Here is a 19196-nt window from a genome sequence, read left to right as displayed (position 1 = left end):
GCTGATGGCTGTGCAGCGCTTCCTCGAACGTCAGGAAACATTGGCGCTGGCGTCGCTGCTCTCCAGTTCCTGGAATTTGCTCAGCAGGCCGTTGAGGCGGCGTTCCCACTCGTCATGTTCCTGCTTCAGGCGAGCATTTTCCTCACGCAACTCCTCGGCTTCCATCTTCAGCATCTCGATGGCCTCGACGGCGTTGGTGACCTTCTGTTCGAGTTGATTGAAGAGTTCGGTGCTCATTCCTGTTCTCCTAATGTTCTTGCTTGCGGTGGTGGCATACATGTTCAGAGGGCATATCAGGGCGCAGCGTACGCCGGGTATGGCGGCTCAGCAACCGTCGCTAGCTAGCGACGCCGTTCGTCGGTAGAGGCGTCCGGTGCTGTCACCGGCCCGCACTTCGCGATGCAGTTGCCAAGTGGCGGGCACCCGGGGGCAATACTCCTGCTCGGTTTCCAAATAGATGAAGGCTTCCTCGGTCAGCCAACCATGTTCCTCCAGGGCAACGCAGCTCGCCTCAGCCAGCTCATGTCGAAAGGGCGGATCGAGAAACACCAATGAAAAAGGGGTGGCCGTGCGCTCGAGAAACGCTAGGGCATCAGCGGTTTCCACCTGTCCTATGGCCCCGAGGGTTGCCAGGTTTGCCTCGAGGGCGGCGGCCACCGCCGGATCGTGTTCAACGAACACAGCTTCGCGGGCTCCGCGCGACAGTGCTTCGAGTCCCAAGGCTCCGGTGCCGGCATACAGGTCCAGTACCCGAACACCCGAACACGCTGCGGCCAGCCAGTTGAACAGGGTCTCGCGTACCCTGTCCGGTGTAGGGCGTAACCCAGGGCTGTCGAGAATGGGTAGCCAGCGACGGCGATATTCGCCGCCGATGATGCGTAGTTTGCCTTTACCGCCCCCTTTGTGAAGAGGGGCGGCTTGGCGACGTGCGCGGTGAGGGCGAGATATGGAATGGCGGCTCATGATCGGCGAATTGTACCGTTCCTGTTATCCACAGTCATGGCCCGCAATGGTACGATGAGCCAATTCTCAGTTGTCGAGTACAGATCACACCCATGTTCGGACTTTTCAAGCGCAAGAAGAAACAGGACGACGTCAAGGATCAGCAGTCTCACGACCAGGAGCAGGTGCCCGAGCAAGCGCATGAAGATGCCGAGGCGCCGGTGCATGAACACGACCCTGAGCGGGACGAAGTGGTCGAGGTCGAGCCGGGTACGCGGGAGCGTGAGGCGGCCAGCCAGGCGCTCCATGATACGATCGAGACTGGTGAGGGAGAAAGCGCGCTCAAGGAGACGCCGGTCGAGACTCCTCGCAGCGAGCTCGCTGAAGAGGCTGCCGAACCTACGGAAGCACTCAAGCCGCGAAACGAGACACACTCCGCCCCTACAGCGCCAGCGGAAGCTGCCGAGCCGGACGATGCTCCGGCGCCTGCCCAGTTCGAGGAAAACGAGCCCGAGCAAGTCAAACCTGAAAAAAGGAGAGGCTGGTTCGCACGCATCCGCTCAGGGCTGGGCAAGACTCGCGCCAATCTCACCGACGGCATTGCCGACCTGTTTCTGGGCAAGAAGCAGATCGATGATGAACTACTGGAGGATCTCGAGACCCAACTGCTGATAGCCGATGTCGGCATCGATGCTACGTCCGAGATCATCGAGCGGCTGACCGACCGGGTGTCACGCAAGGAGCTCAATGAGCCCCAGGCCCTGTATCGTGCCCTGCAGGAGGAGTTGAGGACACTGCTCGATCCAGTGGCTATCCCTTTGACCTTGCCCCCCAAGGGCGAAGGGCCTTTCGTCATTCTGATGGTCGGGGTCAATGGCGTTGGCAAGACTACCACCATTGGCAAGCTGACCCAGCACTTTCAGCGCGAGGGACGCAGCGTGATGCTGGCCGCGGGTGATACGTTCCGCGCTGCCGCCGTGGAACAGCTCAAGGTTTGGGGCGATCGCAATCAGGTACCGGTAATTGCTCAACATACCGGTGCTGACAGTGCTTCGGTAATCTACGATGCACTCGCCGCTGCCAAGGCTCGCAAGGTCGATGTGCTGATCGCCGACACCGCTGGACGGCTGCACAACAAGAGCCACCTGATGGAAGAGCTCAAGAAGGTGCGCCGCGTGATGACCAAGCTTGATGAGGCAGCGCCGCACGAGGTGATGCTGGTGCTGGATGCCGGCACTGGACAAAACGCCTTGTCGCAGGCCAATACCTTCAACGAGGCGGTACCAGTGACGGGCATCACCCTGACCAAACTGGATGGTACCGCCAAGGGGGGCATTATCTTTGCCTTGGCCAAGCAGCTCGCTACGCCGATCCGTTATATTGGAGTTGGTGAGTCACTCGATGATCTGCGTCCCTTCTCGGCCCAGGACTTTGTCGAGGCGCTTTTCGCGCGCGAGGACAGCCGTGACGAGCGGTCGAGCTGAACCATGATCGCCTTTGAGCACGTCGGCAAGCGTTACGGAGGGCGCTACGAGGCGCTGGCCAATATCGATTTTCGCATCAGGCGCGGTGAAATGGTGTTTCTGACCGGTCACTCCGGGGCTGGGAAGAGTTCGCTGCTGCGCCTGATCATGCGTCTGGAGCGGCCATCGCGCGGTCGAGTGCTGGTGGCCGGACACGACATCGGGCGTTTGCACGTCAGCCAAGTACCCTTCTATCGACGGCAAATCGGCGTGGTCTTCCAGGATCACCAGTTGCTGTTCGATCGTTCGATCTACGCCAATGTGGCCCTGCCACTGGAAATACAGGGTGTCGAGCCGCGAGAGGCGGCACGACGGGTGCGGGCGGCACTGGACAAGGTCGGCTTGCTGCATCGTGAGAAGGCGCTGCCCATCGAACTCTCGGGTGGTGAACAACAGCGCGTGGGCATCGCGCGGGCGGTGGTCAATAAGCCGGCCTTGCTACTCGCCGACGAGCCCACCGGCAATCTTGATCCTCAGCTTTCCGCCGATATCATGCAGTTGTTCGAGGACTTCAATCGGATCGGTACTACGGTGATGGTGGCCAGTCACGACCTGGCGTTGATCGCTCGACTGCACCATCGGGTGCTGCGTTTGCGCGAAGGGCGTTTGGTGGCCGATGAGGAGGCCGCATGAGCCGTCAGGAAGTCCGTGAACCGAAGCGTGGAGCACGCAGTCACCGTACCCGCACCAGTAGCCGATTGCGAGCCTGGACACGTCATCATCGGGCCATGTGCCTGGATAGTGCACGACGCTTGATCCGCTACCCTGTCGGCAGTCTGTTGACCATGTTGGCAATTGCCATTGCCTTGGTGCTTCCGGCTGCCTTGTGGCTGACACTCGATAGTGCTCGATTGCTGGATGCCGAACTCGAAGAGAGTGCTACCCTGACGGCTTATCTGGCATCCGATGTCGATGAGTCGCAGGCAGTACGGGTGAATGAGGCGCTCCAGACCCAGGATGGGGTAGTGGCTACTCGCTTGATCACTGCTGCCGAGGGCATGGCTGAGTTTCAGCAGGCCTTGGGGTTGACCGATGCCTTGAATCGGTTGGATGGCAATCCGCTGCCGGCCAGTGTGGTGATTACCCCGCGTGATACCGCACCGGAGGCAGTACGGGCTTTGGCTGGTGAGCTGGAGTCCATCACTGGAGTAGAGGACGTGCGTCTCGACCTGGCTTGGTTGGAAAGGTTGCGGCGTCTATCCGAGCTGGGCCAGCGGCTGGCATTGGCTTTGGGCGCCTTGTTCGGACTTGGTGTATTGTTGATCGTCGGTAATACCGTGCGACTGGCCGTGGAAAGCCGTCGTCAGGAAATCGAGGTAGTGACCTTGATCGGCGCCACTCATGCGTTCGTGCGTCGCCCATTTCTCTATAGTGGCGCGTGGTACGGCTTGGGAGGTGGGTTATTGGCCTGGGCGTTGCTGACACTGGGCGGTGAATGGCTGGCTATACCTGTAGCCGCACTGGCCGAGAGCTATGGTGCCCACTACGACTTGCCTCGGCTGGATGCTTTGGGCTCGGCAGTTCTGCTTTTTTCCAGTACACTACTAGGTTTGTTGGGGGCCTGGATCGCCGTGGGGCGTCACTTGGCTGAAATCCGTCCTCATTAGCATTGCATGCAGTTTTTGCGGTGCAAGAGGGAACCTTTTGCTTGTCTTGCTTTCCTAAATGACGCAGATATCATTAGGCAGCTAAGGGAGCGCTGAATAAACCAACGAAACAGTCCAGCCTAGTCGTTGTTCAGGGCCCAGATGTGATCAAGGCCTATGTGGTTAGGTGAGTGCAGTGTAGGCTGCTATGGAAGGGGTATTACACGACAGGTGTGGACCATCGTGGAATTTATTCAGTGTTTCTTTATTTGGGCAAACGTGGAGACATCAAGCACATGAGTACCAGTCTTCAGCCTGTCGGCCATCTTTCACCGGGCCACGATCTAAATGGCTATATCCAGGTTGTCAACAGCATCCCTGTGTTGTCGGCCGAGGAAGAGCGTGAATTGGCCTTTCGCCTGCACGAGCAGAGCGACTTGGAGGCAGCGCGTCGCTTGGTCATGTCGCATCTGCGTTTCGTGGTTCATATCGCCCGTAGCTACTCGGGATATGGTCTGCCGCAGGCCGATTTGATCCAGGAAGGCAACGTCGGCCTGATGAAAGCGGTCAAGCGTTTTGATCCGACCCAGGGCGTTCGGTTGGTGTCTTTCGCCGTGCACTGGATCAAAGCCGAGATTCATGAGTATGTGCTGCGCAATTGGCGTATCGTCAAGATCGCGACCACCAAGGCCCAGCGCAAGCTGTTCTTCAATCTGCGTAGTGCCAAGAAGCGCCTGGCTTGGCTCAACAACGATGAGGTCGACGCCATCGCGAAGGATCTCGATGTCAAGCCTGAGGTGGTGCGTGAGATGGAAGGCCGCTTGGCAGCCTACGACGCTGGCTTCGATGCCTCGCCCAGTGAGGAGGACGAGCAGGGTTACCAGGCACCGGTACACTTCCTCGACGATGGTCGCTACGATCCTGCCACGCAACTCGAAGATAGTGACTGGGAAGAGGACTCCACCCGTCGCCTGCAGATGGCTCTGGAAGCGCTCGACGAACGTTCTCGCGATATCCTGCAGCGTCGCTGGTTGAATGAGCCCAAGGCGACGCTGCATGAACTGGCCGACGTCTATGGTGTATCTGCCGAGCGCATCCGTCAGCTCGAGAAGAACGCCATGAAGAAGATCAAGGCACAAATCGGTGACGCCTTGGTCGCCTGAGTCGCGGAACCTACCACTCTCTTACACGCAAACCCCGATTCACACCGGGGTTTGCGTCATTATGGCTATGCCTTTTTCAGGCTCTGACCACCTGGGGGACATCCAACAGTAGCTGGCTGGCTAGCAGTTGCCACTGGTCTTCCCAGTATTCTGTGGGACGGCGCCTGAAGTCGCTACGCACATATTGCGTGATGCGGCCCTCGGCATGGGCCAACAGCAGGTTGGCTGCGCTGGATGCTGGGAGCGAAGGCCGGCGGCGCTCATGGATCTCCGCCTCGCGCAGGATCTGCTTGAGCTGGGTTTCCAGGCGCTCGAAGAGTTGATTCATACGTTGCCTGAGACGGGCGGTTTCGCCAGTGAGGACATCGCCGCCAAGCAGGCGTGAAAGGCCAGGGTTCTTTTCGGCAAAGCCCAGCAGCAGAGTGAGAATTTGTTGACAGCGTGGCAAGGCTTCGGGCGTTTCGTCGAGAATGCGACGGATACGTTCGAACAGGCTCTCTTCGATAAATTCGATCAGCCCCTCGAACATGCGCGCCTTACTGGGAAAGTGGCGATACAGAGCCGCCTCGGAGACACCCACCTGGCGAGCCAAGGAGGCAATGGTAATGCGCTTACCGCTGTCTTCCTCGAGCATCAACGCCAGCGCTTGGAGAATCTGCTCTCGGCGACTTTGTTTGTTGACTGATTCCTGCGTCATGATGTTCTTCTAATAATCCTGTTGTTTACTCATCCTACTGTCGCCCCCGCTTCGGGGCAAACATTGGGGCTTGTCCGAGAGCTGCCGGCATCGTGATCGGCGCTTTTCGGATAAACCCTGGCGGGGCTATGGCGTGCTGTCACCGCGACCCGATTCGGTAATCTGAGTGCCGACCCCGGCATTGGTGAAAATCTCGAGCAGTGAGGCGTGGGGCACACGGCCATCAATGATGTGGGCACTCCTGACACCTCCTTTGACCGCCTCCAGGGCGCAGCGGATTTTCGGCAGCATACCGCCGTGAATGGTACCGTCGGCGATCAGCGCATCCACTTGTTGGGTCGACAAGCCGGTAAGCACCTCGCCGGCATTGTTCATCAGGCCGGCGACGTTGGTCAGCAACATCAGCTTCTCGGCATTCAGAGCTTCGGCGATTTTACCGGCCACCAGGTCAGCGTTGATGTTGTAGCTATGTCCCTTCGCATCTACGCCAATCGGGGCAATCACGGGGATGAAGTCGCGCTCGGCAAGCATTTCGATCAGGTCGGTAGCGATATGCTCGACTTCGCCGACATGACCGATATCGATGATTTCCGGGGCGGTCATTTCCGGCGACTGGTGCTCGACCTTGAGCTGGCGTGCACGAATCTGGCCACCATCCTTGCCGGTCAATCCGATAGCCTTGCCGCCACACTGGTTGATCAGGTTGACGATGCTTTTGTTGACCAGGCCGCCGAGCACCATTTCCACCACATCCATGGTTTCGGCGTCGGTCACGCGCATGCCATTGACGAAGCGCGACTCAATCTTGAGCTTGGCGAGCAATTCACCGATTTGCGGGCCGCCGCCGTGTACCACGACCGGGTTGATACCGACTTCCTTGAGCAGCACCATATCGCGGGCAAAGGAGTCGATCAGCGTGTCCTCGGTCATGGCGTTGCCGCCGTACTTGACGACCACTGTCTTGCCGGAGAAGCGCTGGATATAAGGCAGGGCCTCGGAAAGAACTTCGACTACCAGGCGGGGGTCGCGTGTCTGCTCGGTCATGGAGGTCTCTCGTCAGGGGTCGCGGCACCGACTGCTCAACATTAGCGCGGCACCACGACAAGCTCATGAAAATCGGATCAGAACGGCAGCTCAATACCGGGGGCGACTTGGGTCAAGGCGGCGCCGAAACTGGACTGGATGCGTGCTAGTGCCGCTTCGTTCTTACCCTCGAAACGTAGTACCAGTACCGGTGTGGTGTTGGAGGCACGGCACAGTCCCCAGCCATCCGGGTAATCGACCCGGATCCCGTCCAGTGTCGTCTTGACACCATCCACACCGAAATCACCTTCACGTGCCAGGCGTTCGACCAAGTCGAACTTGGTTTCGTCGGTGACATGGATGTTCAGCTCCGGCGTGCCCAAATCCTGGGGGAAGCGGTCGAAGAAGGCATCGGCATCGAGATCCTGGTGAGAGAGGATCTCCAGCAGTCGTGCGGCGCCATAGAGGCCGTCGTCAAAGCCATACCAGCGCTCTTTGAAGAAAATATGTCCGCTCATCTCCCCAGCAAGCAGGGCGCTAGTTTCTTTCATGCGCCCCTTGATCAGCGAGTGGCCGGTACGCCACATTTCTGGGGTGCCGCCGGCAGATTCGATCACTTGGGCCAGGTTGCCGGTGCATTTGACGTCGAAGATTACTCGGGCTCCAGGATTGCGGGACAGCATGTCTTCGGCGAAGGCCATCAGCAGTCGGTCGGGATAAATCAATTCTCCCTTGGGTGTGATTACCCCCAAGCGGTCACCATCACCGTCAAAGGCCAGCCCTACATCGGCACCGGTTTCCTTGACGGTGCGAATCAGGTCCTTGAGGTTTTCCGGCTTGCCGGGATCGGGGTGGTGGTTGGGGAAGGTGCCATCGATCTCGGCGAATAGCGGGATTGTCTCGGCGCCTAGACGTTCGACCAGCTTGGGACCCAATTCGCCGGCCACCCCGTTGCCACAATCGACCACTGCTTTGATGGGACGCCCGAGCTTGACGTCGCCGAGGATGCGCTCGAGATAGGCATCGCGCACGTCCTCTTTGCGAACACTACCTTCGCCCTCGGTAAAATCGCTTTCCTGAATACGATGGTAAAGCGCAGTGATGGCATCGCCGGAAAGGGTTTCACCCCCCAGCACGATCTTGAAACCATTGTAGTCTGGAGGGTTGTGGCTACCGGTGATCATCACCCCCGAAGTGCTGTTTTCTAGTACATGAGTGGCGTAGTAGAGCACCGGGGTGGGTACCATACCGATGTCGATGACGTCTCGCCCGCTGGCAGTGAGGCCGCGGATCATGGCGGATTCCAAGCGGGGGCCGGAGAGGCGTCCGTCGCGGGCCACAATGACCGTGGACTCGCCACGGGCGGCCGCCTCGGATCCGATGGCGCGACCGATCAGTTCGACGCTCTCCTCGGTGAGGGTGTCGTCGACAATGCCTCGAATATCATAGGCGCGAAAGATGGAAGCGGGGACTTGTGTCATATCTCAACTCCTTGATCGGTAGGAACGGCCATGTTTCTGACGGCAAGGCAGTGTTTGGTGTCGCAGGCTTGGCCAGCTGTCCAGGCAGCCGTGCTCAGTGGCGGCCGGAGCTACCGAAACCGCCTGTGCCTCGCAGGCTGGCGTCGAAGTCCTCCACCACTTCGAGTTCGGCCTGCACCACTGGAACAAGCACATACTGTGCCAGGCGTTCACCAGGTTCGAGCACGAACTCCTGCTCTCCGCGATTCCATACTGAAATCATCAATTCCCCTTGATAGTCGGAATCGATCAACCCAACCAGATTGCCAAGCACGATGCCGTGCTTGTGACCCAGGCCGGAGCGCGGCAGGATCATTCCGGCGAGTCCGGGGTCGGCAATATGGATCGCCAGCCCAGTGCGTACCAGTTCGCATTGCCCGGGGGCGAGCGTCAGCGGGGCATCGAGCAAGGCGCGCAGATCCATGCCGGCACTACCGGTGGTGGCATAATGCGGTAGCGGAAAGTCGCGTACCCGGCCATCGAGAATTTTGACGGCTAGTTTGGGAGTCGTGCGTTGTGATGGGGGGGAGAGGGTGTCGACCATTACTGTTCCTGTCAGGGAGGTGTCGTATCCTGGCGTTCGGCCAGACGTTCAAGAATGGTATCGAGAATCGCTACGGCCATTTCCGACTTGGTCTGTGTCGGCAATTCGCGACGCTGCGTGGGGTGGCCACTGGTATCGCGCCACAGAAGTAGGGCAGCGTTGTGGTCAGAGCCAAAGCCAAGGCCGTCCTGTGACACATCGTTGGCCACGATCATGTCCAGTCCCTTGCGCGTGAGCTTGTCGTTGGCATAGGTCTCGACATCACGGGTTTCGGCGGCGAAGCCGACCACGAGAGGATATCCGGTGGAGCGTGCTCGAGCGGCGATTTCGGCGATGATATCGGGATTCTTGACCAAGGTAAGAGTCAGGTCGTCGCGGTCGGAGGTCTTCTTGATCTTGTGTTCGGCAGCCTTTGCAACCCGGTAGTCGGCCACGGCCGCGCAGCCGATGAAGACATCGCTGTTCTCGGCCTGGTGGTTGGCGGCCTCGAACATGTCGAGGGCTGACGTCACATCGATGCGTGTCACTCCAACTGGTGTCGGCAAGTTGACCGGTCCGCTGATCAATGTAACTTCCGCGCCAAGGCGTGCAGCAGCCTCGGCCAAGGCGTAGCCCATCTTTCCAGAGCTGTGATTGGAGAGATAACGCACCGGGTCGATGGGTTCGCGGGTAGGACCGGCAGTGATGACGACCTTCAAACCGCTTGCATCAGCGCGGCTGGTCGTCGTGGCTGCAGGAAAAAGGGATAGCTCGACTATCAGGCTCTCTGGCTCGAGCATCCGCCCTGGCCCCACATCACCGCAGGCTTGGTCGCCGGCATCCGGTCCCAGCAGTCGCCAACCATCCAGCTCGAGCTGACGCGCGTTGCGTTGTGTCGCGGGATGACGCCACATGGCTTGGTTCATGGCCGGGGCCATCACTCGCTCGGCTTGGCTGGCCAGGCATAACGTCGTCAGGAGATCATCGGCCTGCCCGTGTGCCAAGCGTGCCATCAGGTCAGCCGTTCCTGGGGCCACCAGGATCAACTCGGCCCAGCGGGCTAACTCGATATGCCCCATGCCAGCTTCGGCCTCGGGATCGAGCAGTGACGTGCGCACTGCCTCACCGGTCAGGGCTTGTAGCGTCAGTGGCGTGATGAAGGCTTGCGCACCTTCGGTCATGACCACTCGCACTTCCGCACCGGCCTTCTTCAACAGCCGCGCCAAATGGGCGCTCTTGTAGGCAGCAATGCCGGCACTGATGCCGAGCAAGATGCGTTTACCGAGTAGTGTTGACATAACACCATCCGAACGGAAAGCTAAACGCCTACCTTACCATTGGTGCCGGATTTTGCGTAGCCAAGGCCGGCCGACCTCGCTTGCCGGGGAATAAAAAGAAAGGATGCAGGGACGCATGTCTATCAGGAATTGGCCCGAGGGCGAGCGCCCACGGGAGAAGCTGCTCGCCTTGGGTGCGGCAGGGTTGTCGGACGCTGAGTTACTGGCGATTTTTCTGCGGGTTGGGGTCAAGGGGCGCTCGGCGGTCGATCTGGCTCGTGACCTGTTGAATGGTTTCGGCGGTTTGCGTCAGTTGCTGGAGGCCGATCGTACTCGCTTTTGTGCCGAGCACGGCCTAGGCGAAGCCAAGTATGTGCAACTCCAGGCGGTGCTGGAACTGTCTCGACGCCACCTGGCTAGCCAGCTCGAGCGTGGTGGTGCTCTGACGTCGCCGGCGCTGGTGCGGAGCTATTTTGCCTCGCAGCTTCGTCATCTCGGCCATGAAGAGTTCGCCGCACTGTTTCTCGACAGTCAGCATCGGGTGATCCGCTTCGAGTCACTGTTTCGCGGCACCTTGGATAGTGCCTCGGTCTACCCGAGAGAGGTGGCCCGTCGGGCGTTGGAGCTGGGCGCCGGGGCGGTCATCTTCGCCCACAACCATCCTTCTGGAATCGCTGAGCCAAGCGATGCCGACCGACGGATCACCGAACGGCTCAGGGAGGCGCTGGGCCTGCTGGAGATCCGTGTGTTAGACCATTTCGTGGTGGGTGATGCGGAGGTGGTATCCTTCGCCGAAAGGGGATGGATTTGAGATAAACTGGTTGCGTACGCTCGGTTCATAGAGCCTAACGCATAAGCGCTTGCACTTGCCTGACGGGGGAAGGTCTGGTATAAAGTGCAGCCTTTGAATTCCCTTGGGTTAAATAAGGGGGCATTGAGGCGGTGGCCAGCCGTTCGCCCTACCCGGTTTGCCCGACAGGTTTTGCACAAATCGCCAAGCGGTTGGAGGCTCCCATGTCCAAAGTATGTCAGGTTACCGGCAAGCGCCCGGTGACTGGTAATAACGTTTCCCACTCCCAGCGCAAGACTCGTCGTCGCTTCTTGCCGAATCTGCACACCCACCGCTTCTGGGTGGAGTCCGAGAAGCGCTTCGTCAAGCTGCGCATCTCCTCCAAGGGTATGCGTATCATCGACAAGAAGGGCATCGAAGCGGTGCTCAGCGACATCCGCAAGCGCGGCGAAGCCGTCTAAGCGAATTTTCAGGGAGCAATCGTCATGCGTGACAAGATCAAGTTGGTGTCCAGCGCCGGTACCGGCCACTTCTATACCACCGACAAGAACAAGCGGAACACTCCGGACAAGCTCGAGTTCAAGAAGTACGATCCGGTCGTCCGCAAGCATGTGATGTATAAGGAAGCCAAGATCAAGTAATCGCAACACCCCATTCCCTGCTGCGCTTGGTATCCTGACCGTCAGCGGTGCTCGAAATCCTCATTTACTCCTATGTAAACTGCGGTTTTTGCGCTCCGGCGACAGTCAGCCTACCATCGCTTGCAACGGGAATCTGGTGTTGCTCAGGCTTCTACCGCAGGCGAGAGTCTGTCCAGGAACCCGGCCCACGCCGGGTTCTTGTGTATCTGAGTCCTGCCCAGGAATCTCCCATGCCTGAATTGCCTGAAGTCGAGACTACGCGCCGTGGGATCGCGCCTCATGTGGAAGGGCGTGAGATTCGTGAAGTGATCGTCCGCGAACGGCGTCTCCGTATTCCCGTGCCGCAAGAGTTCGAGGATGCCTTGGTGGGCATGCGTCTTGGTACGCTGGGCCGGCGCGCCAAGTACTTGTTGGTACCCGTCAGCGGAGCCGATAGCGGGTCGCGTGCGTTATTGTGGCATTTAGGCATGTCGGGAAGCCTCCGGATTGCGCGCCTGGGCGATCTGCCGAAGAAGCACGACCACATCGACCTGGTATTGGAAAACGACGCCATCCTGCGCTACCACGACCCACGGCGCTTCGGATTCGTCGACTGGCTGCAAGGCAGTGCCGAGACGGATCCCAGGCTGGCGCGATTGGGACCGGAACCCTTGTCCCCGGAGTTCGATGCGCATCGGCTCCACGCCCTGTCACGCAAGCGGCGTATTGCCGTGAAACCCTTTCTGATGGACAACGCCGTGGTGGTAGGGGTCGGTAACATCTACGCCAGCGAGGCATTGTTTCTAGCCGGTATCGATCCCCGCCGGTCCGCCGGGCGCATCTCATTGGAGCGCTACGAGCTGTTGGCCGCCGCGGTACGTGAGGTGCTGGCGGCGGCCATTACCCAAGGTGGCACGACGTTGCGTGACTTCGTCAGTGGTACCGGCGAGCCGGGTTACTTTTCTCAGCGCCTCAATGTCTACGGTCGCGATGGCGAGTCTTGCCGCCGCTGTGGTGCCGAACTGAGACTAGTGACTTTGGGTCAACGCGCCAGTGTCTTCTGCGCTATCTGCCAGACGTAAGCCTGCCGGAAAAACCCCGTGGCCGCGCGTAGGCGGCCGCGAGTAGGTTAGAATATTTCTATACTTGCTTATCGATATCATGGAGTTTCGCGTGACCGAACGTCTGCGTTTGAAGAAGAATGCCGATCGTCGTTTGAAGGCTGGCCACTTGTGGCTGTATTCCAACGAGATCGATACCGAGGCCACGCCACTCAAGTCTTTCGATCCGGGAAGCCAGGCGGTGATCGAGGCTGCCAATGGCAAGGCGATGGGGGTGGCTTATGTCAACCCGCATTCGTTGATCTGTGCGCGTGTCGTGTCTCGCGATCCCAATGTCCGCCTCGACCGATCTCTACTGGTGCATCGCTTCAATCAGGCATTGGGGCTGCGTCAACGACTGTTCGATAAACCCTACTATCGCTTGATCCATGGTGAGGGCGACCTGTTACCGGGATTGATCGTCGATCGCTTCGGCGACGTGCTGGTGGTACAGCTCAACACCTTGGGCATGGAGCGTCTGGGCGAAGAAGTCACCGCAGCGCTGGACAAGGTGTTATCGCCACGCGCCATCGTGTTCAAGAACGATTCTTCCGGGCGTCGGCAGGAACAACTCGAACGCCAGGTCGAGGTAGTCAAGGGCGAGCTCCCCGAACACGTTCAACTGGAAGAGAATGGGGTGCGTTTCGTGGTGCCGGTACTTGATGGTCAGAAGACCGGCTGGTTCTATGATCATCGATCCAACCGCGCCTGGTTGAATGGTCTGGTTGCTGGTAAGCGGGTACTGGACGTGTTCAGTTATGTCGGTGGCTGGGGGGTGCAGGCAGCGGCCCACGGGGCGAGTGAGGTACTGTGTATCGATACCTCTGGCGTGATGCTGGAACGAGTGGCCGAGAATGCCGCCCTGAACGGTTTGGCCGAGCAAGTGGCGATTGGTGAGGGCGATGCGTTCGAAGCGCTTGCCGCACTCAAGGCCGAAGGGGAACAGTTCGACGTGGTGATTCTTGATCCCCCGGCCTTCATCAAGAAGCGCAAGGACATCCCCAATGGTGAGCGGGCCTATTCACGTCTCAACCGTGACGCCATGCGTCTGCTGGGGCGGGACGGTTTGCTGCTGTCGGCCTCGTGTTCCATGCATCTGGCACAGGAACGTCTGGTGGAATGCGTGCGTGGCGCGGTACGTCATCAGGACCGCAATGGCCAAATCATCTATCAGGGGCACCAAGGGCCGGATCACCCTGTGCATCCGGCGATCCCTGAGACGGCCTATTTGAAGGCATTGGGGGTGCGCATCTTCCGCGACTGAGGAGGAAATTGCTGCGCTCGCTCATTTCCTGTCACTATGAATTATGGCTGAACTAGACTTCGTTCGCGTCTTCGCCCACTCCAATGCGCTGCTGGTCAGCCATATCCACAATGTGCTGACTGCCGCCGGTGTCCCCGCCGAGTTGCGCAACCTGACGCTGGGTGGGGGCGCCGGAGAGCTACCGCTGTCGGAGTGTGAACCTGAAGTCTGGGTGGCGGCTCATAATGTCAGCCGTGCCCAGGCCCTGATTCAGAAAAGTCTGAAGGGGGCGGATGCTTCGCTCCCCGATTGGCGCTGCTCGGGCTGTGGTGAAGTCCTCGAGGGTGTTTTCGATACTTGCTGGAAATGTGGCATGCGCAAACCCTGATTCGTTGTCGTGCACGAGATCTGGCCATCGGCGGCAGTTCGCCAGTCAGGCTGCACTTGTTCTCCTTGCCCACGCCGATAACAGCCAAGTCCCTCTTTTATCTGCGACATGGATCAGAATCCCGAAAAAATCGATCTGAACTATCGGAGATCTGTACTATCGGAGATGAGTCATGCGGTGGGACCTGCCAAATCCTTACACGCTTGAGATCGAGGTCGAGATGCCCGCCATCGATGCCTTCGGTCATGTCAACAATATCGAATATCTGCGCTGGATCGAGGCAATTAGTTGGCAGCATTCGGCATCTCTGGGGCTCGATCTGGCCCGTTATCGCGACCGAGACCGAGGCATGGCCGTTCACCGGCATGAACTTGACTATTTGGCGCCGGCATTCTGTGGCGAACACCTCGAGCTCGCTACCTGGATCGTCGCTTGCGACGGCCGTTTGACATTGACTCGGCGCTTCCAATTGCGACGACCAGCCGACGGCAAGACACTGCTGCGTGCACGCACTCGCTTCGCCTGTATCGAACTCTCCAGCGGTCGTGCCCGGCGTATACCCAAAGAATACATAGCAATCTATGGAGCCGCCCTGGTACCCGAGGGCGAAGATTGACGTCTGGTATCTGCCGACTTCCCGGGTGGCCCATGGGGTAGAAAATTTTCCTGAATTCAGGCTTTTTTCCGAGGTCCAATTTGGTTTTTTGGGGAATTATCGTGTGTTTTTTGCGAATTTCCATGTGATCTCATCGTGATTACTTCGTTGTGCTGTAATGACAATGAGAGTTGGCTTGTTACGACATCACATGTTTATTCGGAGGTGCCATGAAGATCGCCGTGCCCAAGGAAATCAAGAATCACGAGTATCGCGTGGCGCTGACACCTACCGGTGCCCGCGAGTTGGTGAACCGAGGCCATCAAGTTCGGGTTCAGGCCAGTGCTGGGGAAGGTGCAGGTTTTACCGATGCTGATTTCGAGATGGCAGGGGCTTCGCTCGAGGCCGATGTAGATAAACTTTGGGACGAAGCCGAATTGATCCTCAAGGTCAAGGAGCCCCAGTCGGAGGAGGTCAAGCGTCTGCGTAAAGGGCAGACGTTGTTCACCTATCTGCACCTGGCTGCCGAGGAAAAGCTTACCCGTGGACTGATGGAGAGCGGTGCGACTTGCATTGCCTATGAGACCATCACTAGCCCACATGGTGGCTTGCCGCTGCTGGCACCGATGAGCGCGGTAGCTGGGCGTATGGCCGTACAGGCCGGGGCGCACAGTCTGGAAAAGGCGCAGGGCGGGTCGGGTGTACTGTTGCCTGGGGTGCCGGGTGTACCGCCGGCTAGGGTCACCGTCATCGGTGGTGGGGTGGTCGGTGAGAACGCGGCCCGTATGGCATTGGGCTTGGGAGCTGAGGTGACGATCCTCGATAAGTCGCTGCCACGTCTGGAGGTGCTCGACCACCGCTACCAGGGACGCATGAGAACTGCCTATTCCACCGCCGATGCGTTGGATGAGGCGATTCGCGACTCCGATCTGATCATCGGTGCCGTATTAGTGCCTGGAGCCGCTGCTCCCAAGTTGATCACTCGTGCCCAGCTCTCGGACATGAAGCCCGGCAGCGTGCTGGTGGATGTCGCCATCGACCAGGGGGGCTGCTTCGAAACCAGTAAGGCGACCACCCATGCCGAGCCGACCTACGTGGTCGATGGCATCGTGCACTATTGCGTGGCCAATATGCCGGGTGCCGTGGCGCGGACGTCGACCCAGGCTCTGACCAACGCTACCCTGCCATTCGTCATGGCGTTGGCCGACAAGGGCTGGCAGCAGGCATTGGCTGATGACCCACATTTCCTGCCCGGGCTCAACGTGCATGACGGTCAGGTGACTTATCCGGCAGTTGCCGAGGCTTTCGGATTGGAGAGCGTGGATCCGGCTTCCCTGGTCGGATGAGTTCTTGAGGAGCGAAAGTGCTTGCCCCGTTCGCCTTGAGCGGGGCAGCACGTTAAACTGGCGCGATCGTAACGATAGATCAGGCCAGTCAGACTCCATGACCAAGACACGTGTTCTTACCGGTATCACCACCACCGGCACGCCGCACCTCGGCAACTATGTCGGTGCCATCAAGCCTGCCATTGCCGCAAGCCAGGATCCGAGCGTCCAATCCTACTACTTCATGGCCGACCTGCACGCGCTGATCAAGTGCCAGGAGCCGCAGCGGGTGCAAGAGTCGCGTCTGGAGATCGCCGCTACCTGGCTAGCGCTGGGACTGGATACCGACAACGCCATTTTTTATCGCCAGTCGGATATTCCCGAAATCCCCGAGCTGACTTGGCTATTGTCCTGTGTCTGCGCCAAGGGGTTGATGAACCGGGCTCATGCCTACAAGGCAGCGGTAGCGGAAAACGAAGCTGCCGGTAACCAGGACCCGGACAAGGGCATCACCATGGGACTGTTCAGCTATCCGGTACTGATGGCTGCCGATATCCTGATGTTCAATGCGAAGAAGGTGCCGGTGGGGCGCGATCAGATCCAACATATCGAGATGGCCCGCGATATGGCCGGCCGCTTCAATCACCTTTTCAAGGGGCAATACTTCACCCTGCCGGAAGCGGTAGTGGATGAAAGGGTGGAGGTGTTGGGTGGCCTCGACGGACGCAAGATGTCCAAGAGCTACAACAACACCATTCCGCTGTTCGCGTCCGAGAAGAAATTGCTCAAGCTGGTGCGCAAGATCAAGACCAATTCTCTGGAGCCAGGGGAACCCAAGGATCCTGATAATTGCACTCTGTTCCAGATCTATTCGGCCTTCGCCACACAGGAGGAGGCCGACGCCATGCGTCAGGAGTATCTTGAGGGGATCGGCTGGGGTGAGGCCAAGAACCAGCTCTTCGAGCTTCTCAACGAGCATCTGCGTGAGCCCCGCGAGCGCTATCAGGCATTGATGGAGGATCCAGGGCATATAGAGGCGGTGCTGCTCAAGGGTGCCGAGCGAGCTCGCGCCGAAGCTGCCCCCATGATGGACCGTCTGCGTCACGCCGTGGGGCTGGGGCGCTTCCACTGACGTACCATTGACCTCGCTTCCATGATCACAGCACGAGACGAGAGATGAACGAATCAGCCAAACGCCCGTTGTATGTGCCTTATGCTGGCCCATCGCTATTGGAGATGCCGCTGCTCAACAAGGGCAGTGCCTTCACGCTGCAGGAACGTATCGCCTTCAACCTTATCGGTTTGCTGCCCCACAACGTCGAGATCATCGAGGAACAGGCAGAACGCGCCTATCGTCAGTACCGGCAGTGCCAGAACGATCTGGATCGCCATATCTATCTGCGTGCCATTCAGGACGACAACGAGACACTGTTCTTCCGCCTGCTGGAGGAGCACCTCGAAGAGATGCTGCCCATCATTTACACGCCTACGGTGGGTGAGGCCTGCGAGGAGTTCTCCAACATCTACCGCAACCATCGCGGCCTGTTCGTCTCCTATCCGCATCGCGAGTACCTGGATGACATCCTGCGCAGTGCCACCAAGGACAAGGTCAAGGTGATCGTGGTCACCGACGGTGAGCGTATTCTGGGGCTCGGCGACCAAGGCATCGGTGGTATGGGCATCCCGATCGGCAAGCTGTCGTTGTACACCGCTTGTGGTGGCATCAGCCCCGCCTATACCTTGCCGATCATGCTCGATGTGGGCACCAATAATCAGGCACTGCTCGACGATCCCATGTACATGGGGTGGCGCCATCAGCGTATTTCCCAGGATGAATACGATGCTTTCCTCGCTGACTTCATCGCCGCGGTGAAGCGGCGTTGGCCGAATGTGTTGCTACAGTTCGAGGACTTCGCTCAGACCAATGCCATGCCGCTGCTTGAGCGTTATCGCGATGAGCTGTGCTGTTTCAACGACGATATCCAGGGCACTGCAGCGGTATGCGTGGGTACCTTGCTGGCCGCCTGCAAGGCCAAGGGTGAGAAAGTCAGCGACCAGCGCGTGGCCTTCGTCGGCGCTGGTTCGGCAGGCTGCGGCATCGCCGAGCAGATCGTGGTGGCCATGCAGAAGGAAGGACTCGGTGAGGCTGAAGCGCGCAAGCGGGTATTCATGATTGACCGCTTTGGGCTGCTGACCAAAGACATGCAGGGGCTTTACGATTTCCAGGCGCGCCTGGCCCATGAATCGGGCGAGGTCGAAGGTTGGGGCGAGCGCCGCTTGCTGGATGTGGTACACCACGCCAAGCCGACAGTGCTGATCGGGGTTTCTGGCCAGCGAGGCCTATTCACACGCGAGGTGATCGAGGAACTGCAGGCCGGCTGTCCTCAGCCGTTGGTGATGCCGCTTTCCAACCCTACTTCGCGCGTCGAAGCCACTCCTGAAGACGTGCTGGCGTGGACCGACGGTCAGGCCATGGTGGCCACTGGCAGCCCCTTCAAGCCGGTAGAACTGAAGGGCAAGACCTACCGCATCGCCCAGTGCAATAACGCTTATATCTTCCCGGGTATCGGGCTTGGCGTGGTGGCTGTTGGGGCGACGCGGGTGACCGATGCCATGCTCATGGCGGCCTCCAACGCGCTGGCCAACGGCGCACCTATCGTCAAACATGGCGAGGGCGCGCTGCTGCCGGCATTGTCAGATATTCGCGAGATCAGCAAGGCGATAGCCTTCGACGTAGCCAAGCAGGCCCAGGAAGATGGCGTGGCGCTGAAGAGTGATGACAAGACACTGTGGGAGGCTATCGAGCGCAACTTCTGGTATCCACGCTATCGCGGTTATCGTCGCCGGGCGTTCTAAGCAACGGGCTACGAGCTACGGGCAG

General features: G+C 59.1%; 21 protein-coding genes. 14 read left to right on the top strand and 7 right to left on the bottom strand.

All coding sequences use genetic code 11. The annotated features are described in order from the left end of the window. Positions 1-30: 30 nt before the first annotated feature. Positions 31-237: a cell division protein ZapB gene (locus L861_RS15310; protein ID WP_016417383.1), complete on the bottom strand. Its 207-nt coding sequence runs from the start codon at positions 235-237 to the stop codon at positions 31-33. Between the two features lie 87 nt (positions 238-324). Next, positions 325-963, bottom strand: coding sequence for a 16S rRNA (guanine(966)-N(2))-methyltransferase RsmD (rsmD, locus tag L861_RS15305; RefSeq protein ID WP_016417382.1), 639 nt, complete (start codon positions 961-963; stop codon positions 325-327). A gap of 92 nt (positions 964-1055) precedes the next feature. On the opposite strand from rsmD, the gene ftsY reads away from it, so the two are divergent. The 4 genes from ftsY to rpoH all read left to right on the top strand — a co-directional run bounded on the left by ftsY (position 1056) and on the right by rpoH (position 5214). Then, a complete protein-coding gene (gene ftsY / locus L861_RS15300; protein ID WP_016417381.1) occupies positions 1056-2426 on the top strand; it encodes a signal recognition particle-docking protein FtsY in 1371 nt (456 codons plus the stop codon). 3 nt (positions 2427-2429) lie between these two features. Beyond that, positions 2430-3098 carry a cell division ATP-binding protein FtsE gene (gene ftsE / locus L861_RS15295; protein WP_016417380.1) on the top strand — a complete coding sequence of 223 codons (669 nt, stop codon included), beginning with the start codon at positions 2430-2432 and terminating at the stop codon, positions 3096-3098. Beyond that, entirely contained in the window at positions 3095-4072 is a 978-nt protein-coding gene (gene ftsX, locus L861_RS15290; RefSeq protein WP_016417379.1) for a permease-like cell division protein FtsX, read from the top strand. The genes ftsE and ftsX overlap by 4 nt, the downstream gene beginning before the upstream one ends. Positions 4073-4347: 275 nt before the next feature. Next, complete coding sequence (gene rpoH / locus L861_RS15285) at positions 4348-5214, top strand: RNA polymerase sigma factor RpoH (protein WP_027948118.1); 867 nt, start codon at positions 4348-4350, stop codon at positions 5212-5214. A gap of 76 nt (positions 5215-5290) precedes the next feature. Here the strand turns inward: rpoH and slmA are convergent, their stop codons facing one another. The 5 genes from slmA to coaBC all read right to left on the bottom strand — a co-directional run bounded on the left by slmA (position 5291) and on the right by coaBC (position 10275). Then, positions 5291-5911: a nucleoid occlusion factor SlmA gene (slmA, locus tag L861_RS15280; protein ID WP_016417377.1), complete on the bottom strand. Its 621-nt coding sequence runs from the start codon at positions 5909-5911 to the stop codon at positions 5291-5293. 126 nt (positions 5912-6037) lie between these two features. Further along, positions 6038-6955, bottom strand: a complete 918-nt coding sequence (gene argB / locus L861_RS15275) for an acetylglutamate kinase (protein ID WP_016417376.1) — start codon at positions 6953-6955, stop codon at positions 6038-6040. Between the two features lie 77 nt (positions 6956-7032). Next, entirely contained in the window at positions 7033-8415 is a 1383-nt protein-coding gene (locus L861_RS15270) for a phosphomannomutase/phosphoglucomutase (protein WP_016417375.1), read from the bottom strand. Positions 8416-8509: 94 nt separating this feature from the next. Then, positions 8510-8998, bottom strand: a complete 489-nt coding sequence (dut, locus tag L861_RS15265; protein WP_016417374.1) for a dUTP diphosphatase — start codon at positions 8996-8998, stop codon at positions 8510-8512. Positions 8999-9009: 11 nt separating this feature from the next. Continuing rightward, the gene (gene coaBC, locus L861_RS15260) at positions 9010-10275 is read right to left on the bottom strand and encodes a bifunctional phosphopantothenoylcysteine decarboxylase/phosphopantothenate--cysteine ligase CoaBC (protein ID WP_016417373.1); all 1266 of its coding nucleotides are present in this window, start codon (positions 10273-10275) and stop codon (positions 9010-9012) included. Between the two features lie 115 nt (positions 10276-10390). On the opposite strand from coaBC, the gene radC reads away from it, so the two are divergent. The 10 genes from radC to L861_RS15210 all read left to right on the top strand — a co-directional run bounded on the left by radC (position 10391) and on the right by L861_RS15210 (position 19171). Further along, positions 10391-11065, top strand: coding sequence for a RadC family protein (gene radC, locus L861_RS15255; RefSeq protein WP_016417372.1), 675 nt, complete (start codon positions 10391-10393; stop codon positions 11063-11065). Between the two features lie 203 nt (positions 11066-11268). Beyond that, the gene (gene rpmB, locus L861_RS15250) at positions 11269-11505 is read left to right on the top strand and encodes a 50S ribosomal protein L28 (RefSeq protein WP_016417371.1); all 237 of its coding nucleotides are present in this window, start codon (positions 11269-11271) and stop codon (positions 11503-11505) included. Between the two features lie 24 nt (positions 11506-11529). Beyond that, complete coding sequence (gene rpmG / locus L861_RS15245) at positions 11530-11685, top strand: 50S ribosomal protein L33 (RefSeq protein ID WP_016417370.1); 156 nt, start codon at positions 11530-11532, stop codon at positions 11683-11685. A gap of 230 nt (positions 11686-11915) precedes the next feature. Next, positions 11916-12746: a bifunctional DNA-formamidopyrimidine glycosylase/DNA-(apurinic or apyrimidinic site) lyase gene (gene mutM / locus L861_RS15240; RefSeq protein ID WP_016417369.1), complete on the top strand. Its 831-nt coding sequence runs from the start codon at positions 11916-11918 to the stop codon at positions 12744-12746. A gap of 91 nt (positions 12747-12837) precedes the next feature. After that, complete coding sequence (locus tag L861_RS15235) at positions 12838-14028, top strand: class I SAM-dependent rRNA methyltransferase (protein ID WP_016417368.1); 1191 nt, start codon at positions 12838-12840, stop codon at positions 14026-14028. 43 nt (positions 14029-14071) lie between these two features. Further along, positions 14072-14395 carry a putative signal transducing protein gene (locus L861_RS15230; RefSeq protein WP_016417367.1) on the top strand — a complete coding sequence of 108 codons (324 nt, stop codon included), beginning with the start codon at positions 14072-14074 and terminating at the stop codon, positions 14393-14395. 172 nt (positions 14396-14567) lie between these two features. Then, the gene (locus L861_RS15225) at positions 14568-15011 is read left to right on the top strand and encodes an acyl-CoA thioesterase (protein WP_016417366.1); all 444 of its coding nucleotides are present in this window, start codon (positions 14568-14570) and stop codon (positions 15009-15011) included. A 209-nt stretch (positions 15012-15220) separates the two neighbouring features. Beyond that, positions 15221-16336, top strand: coding sequence for an alanine dehydrogenase (gene ald / locus L861_RS15220; RefSeq protein ID WP_016417365.1), 1116 nt, complete (start codon positions 15221-15223; stop codon positions 16334-16336). A gap of 97 nt (positions 16337-16433) precedes the next feature. After that, the gene (locus L861_RS15215) at positions 16434-17447 is read left to right on the top strand and encodes a tryptophan--tRNA ligase (RefSeq protein ID WP_016417364.1); all 1014 of its coding nucleotides are present in this window, start codon (positions 16434-16436) and stop codon (positions 17445-17447) included. Positions 17448-17491: 44 nt separating this feature from the next. Beyond that, positions 17492-19171 carry an NAD-dependent malic enzyme gene (locus L861_RS15210; RefSeq protein ID WP_016417363.1) on the top strand — a complete coding sequence of 560 codons (1680 nt, stop codon included), beginning with the start codon at positions 17492-17494 and terminating at the stop codon, positions 19169-19171. The last annotated feature ends 25 nt before the right edge of the window (positions 19172-19196 follow it).

This window comes from Litchfieldella anticariensis FP35 = DSM 16096 (assembly GCF_000409775.1).
GTDB lineage: Bacteria > Pseudomonadota > Gammaproteobacteria > Pseudomonadales > Halomonadaceae > Litchfieldella > Litchfieldella anticariensis.
The sequence above is the reverse complement of the archived record's forward strand: the minus strand, read 5'-3'. Positions and strand labels throughout refer to the sequence as shown.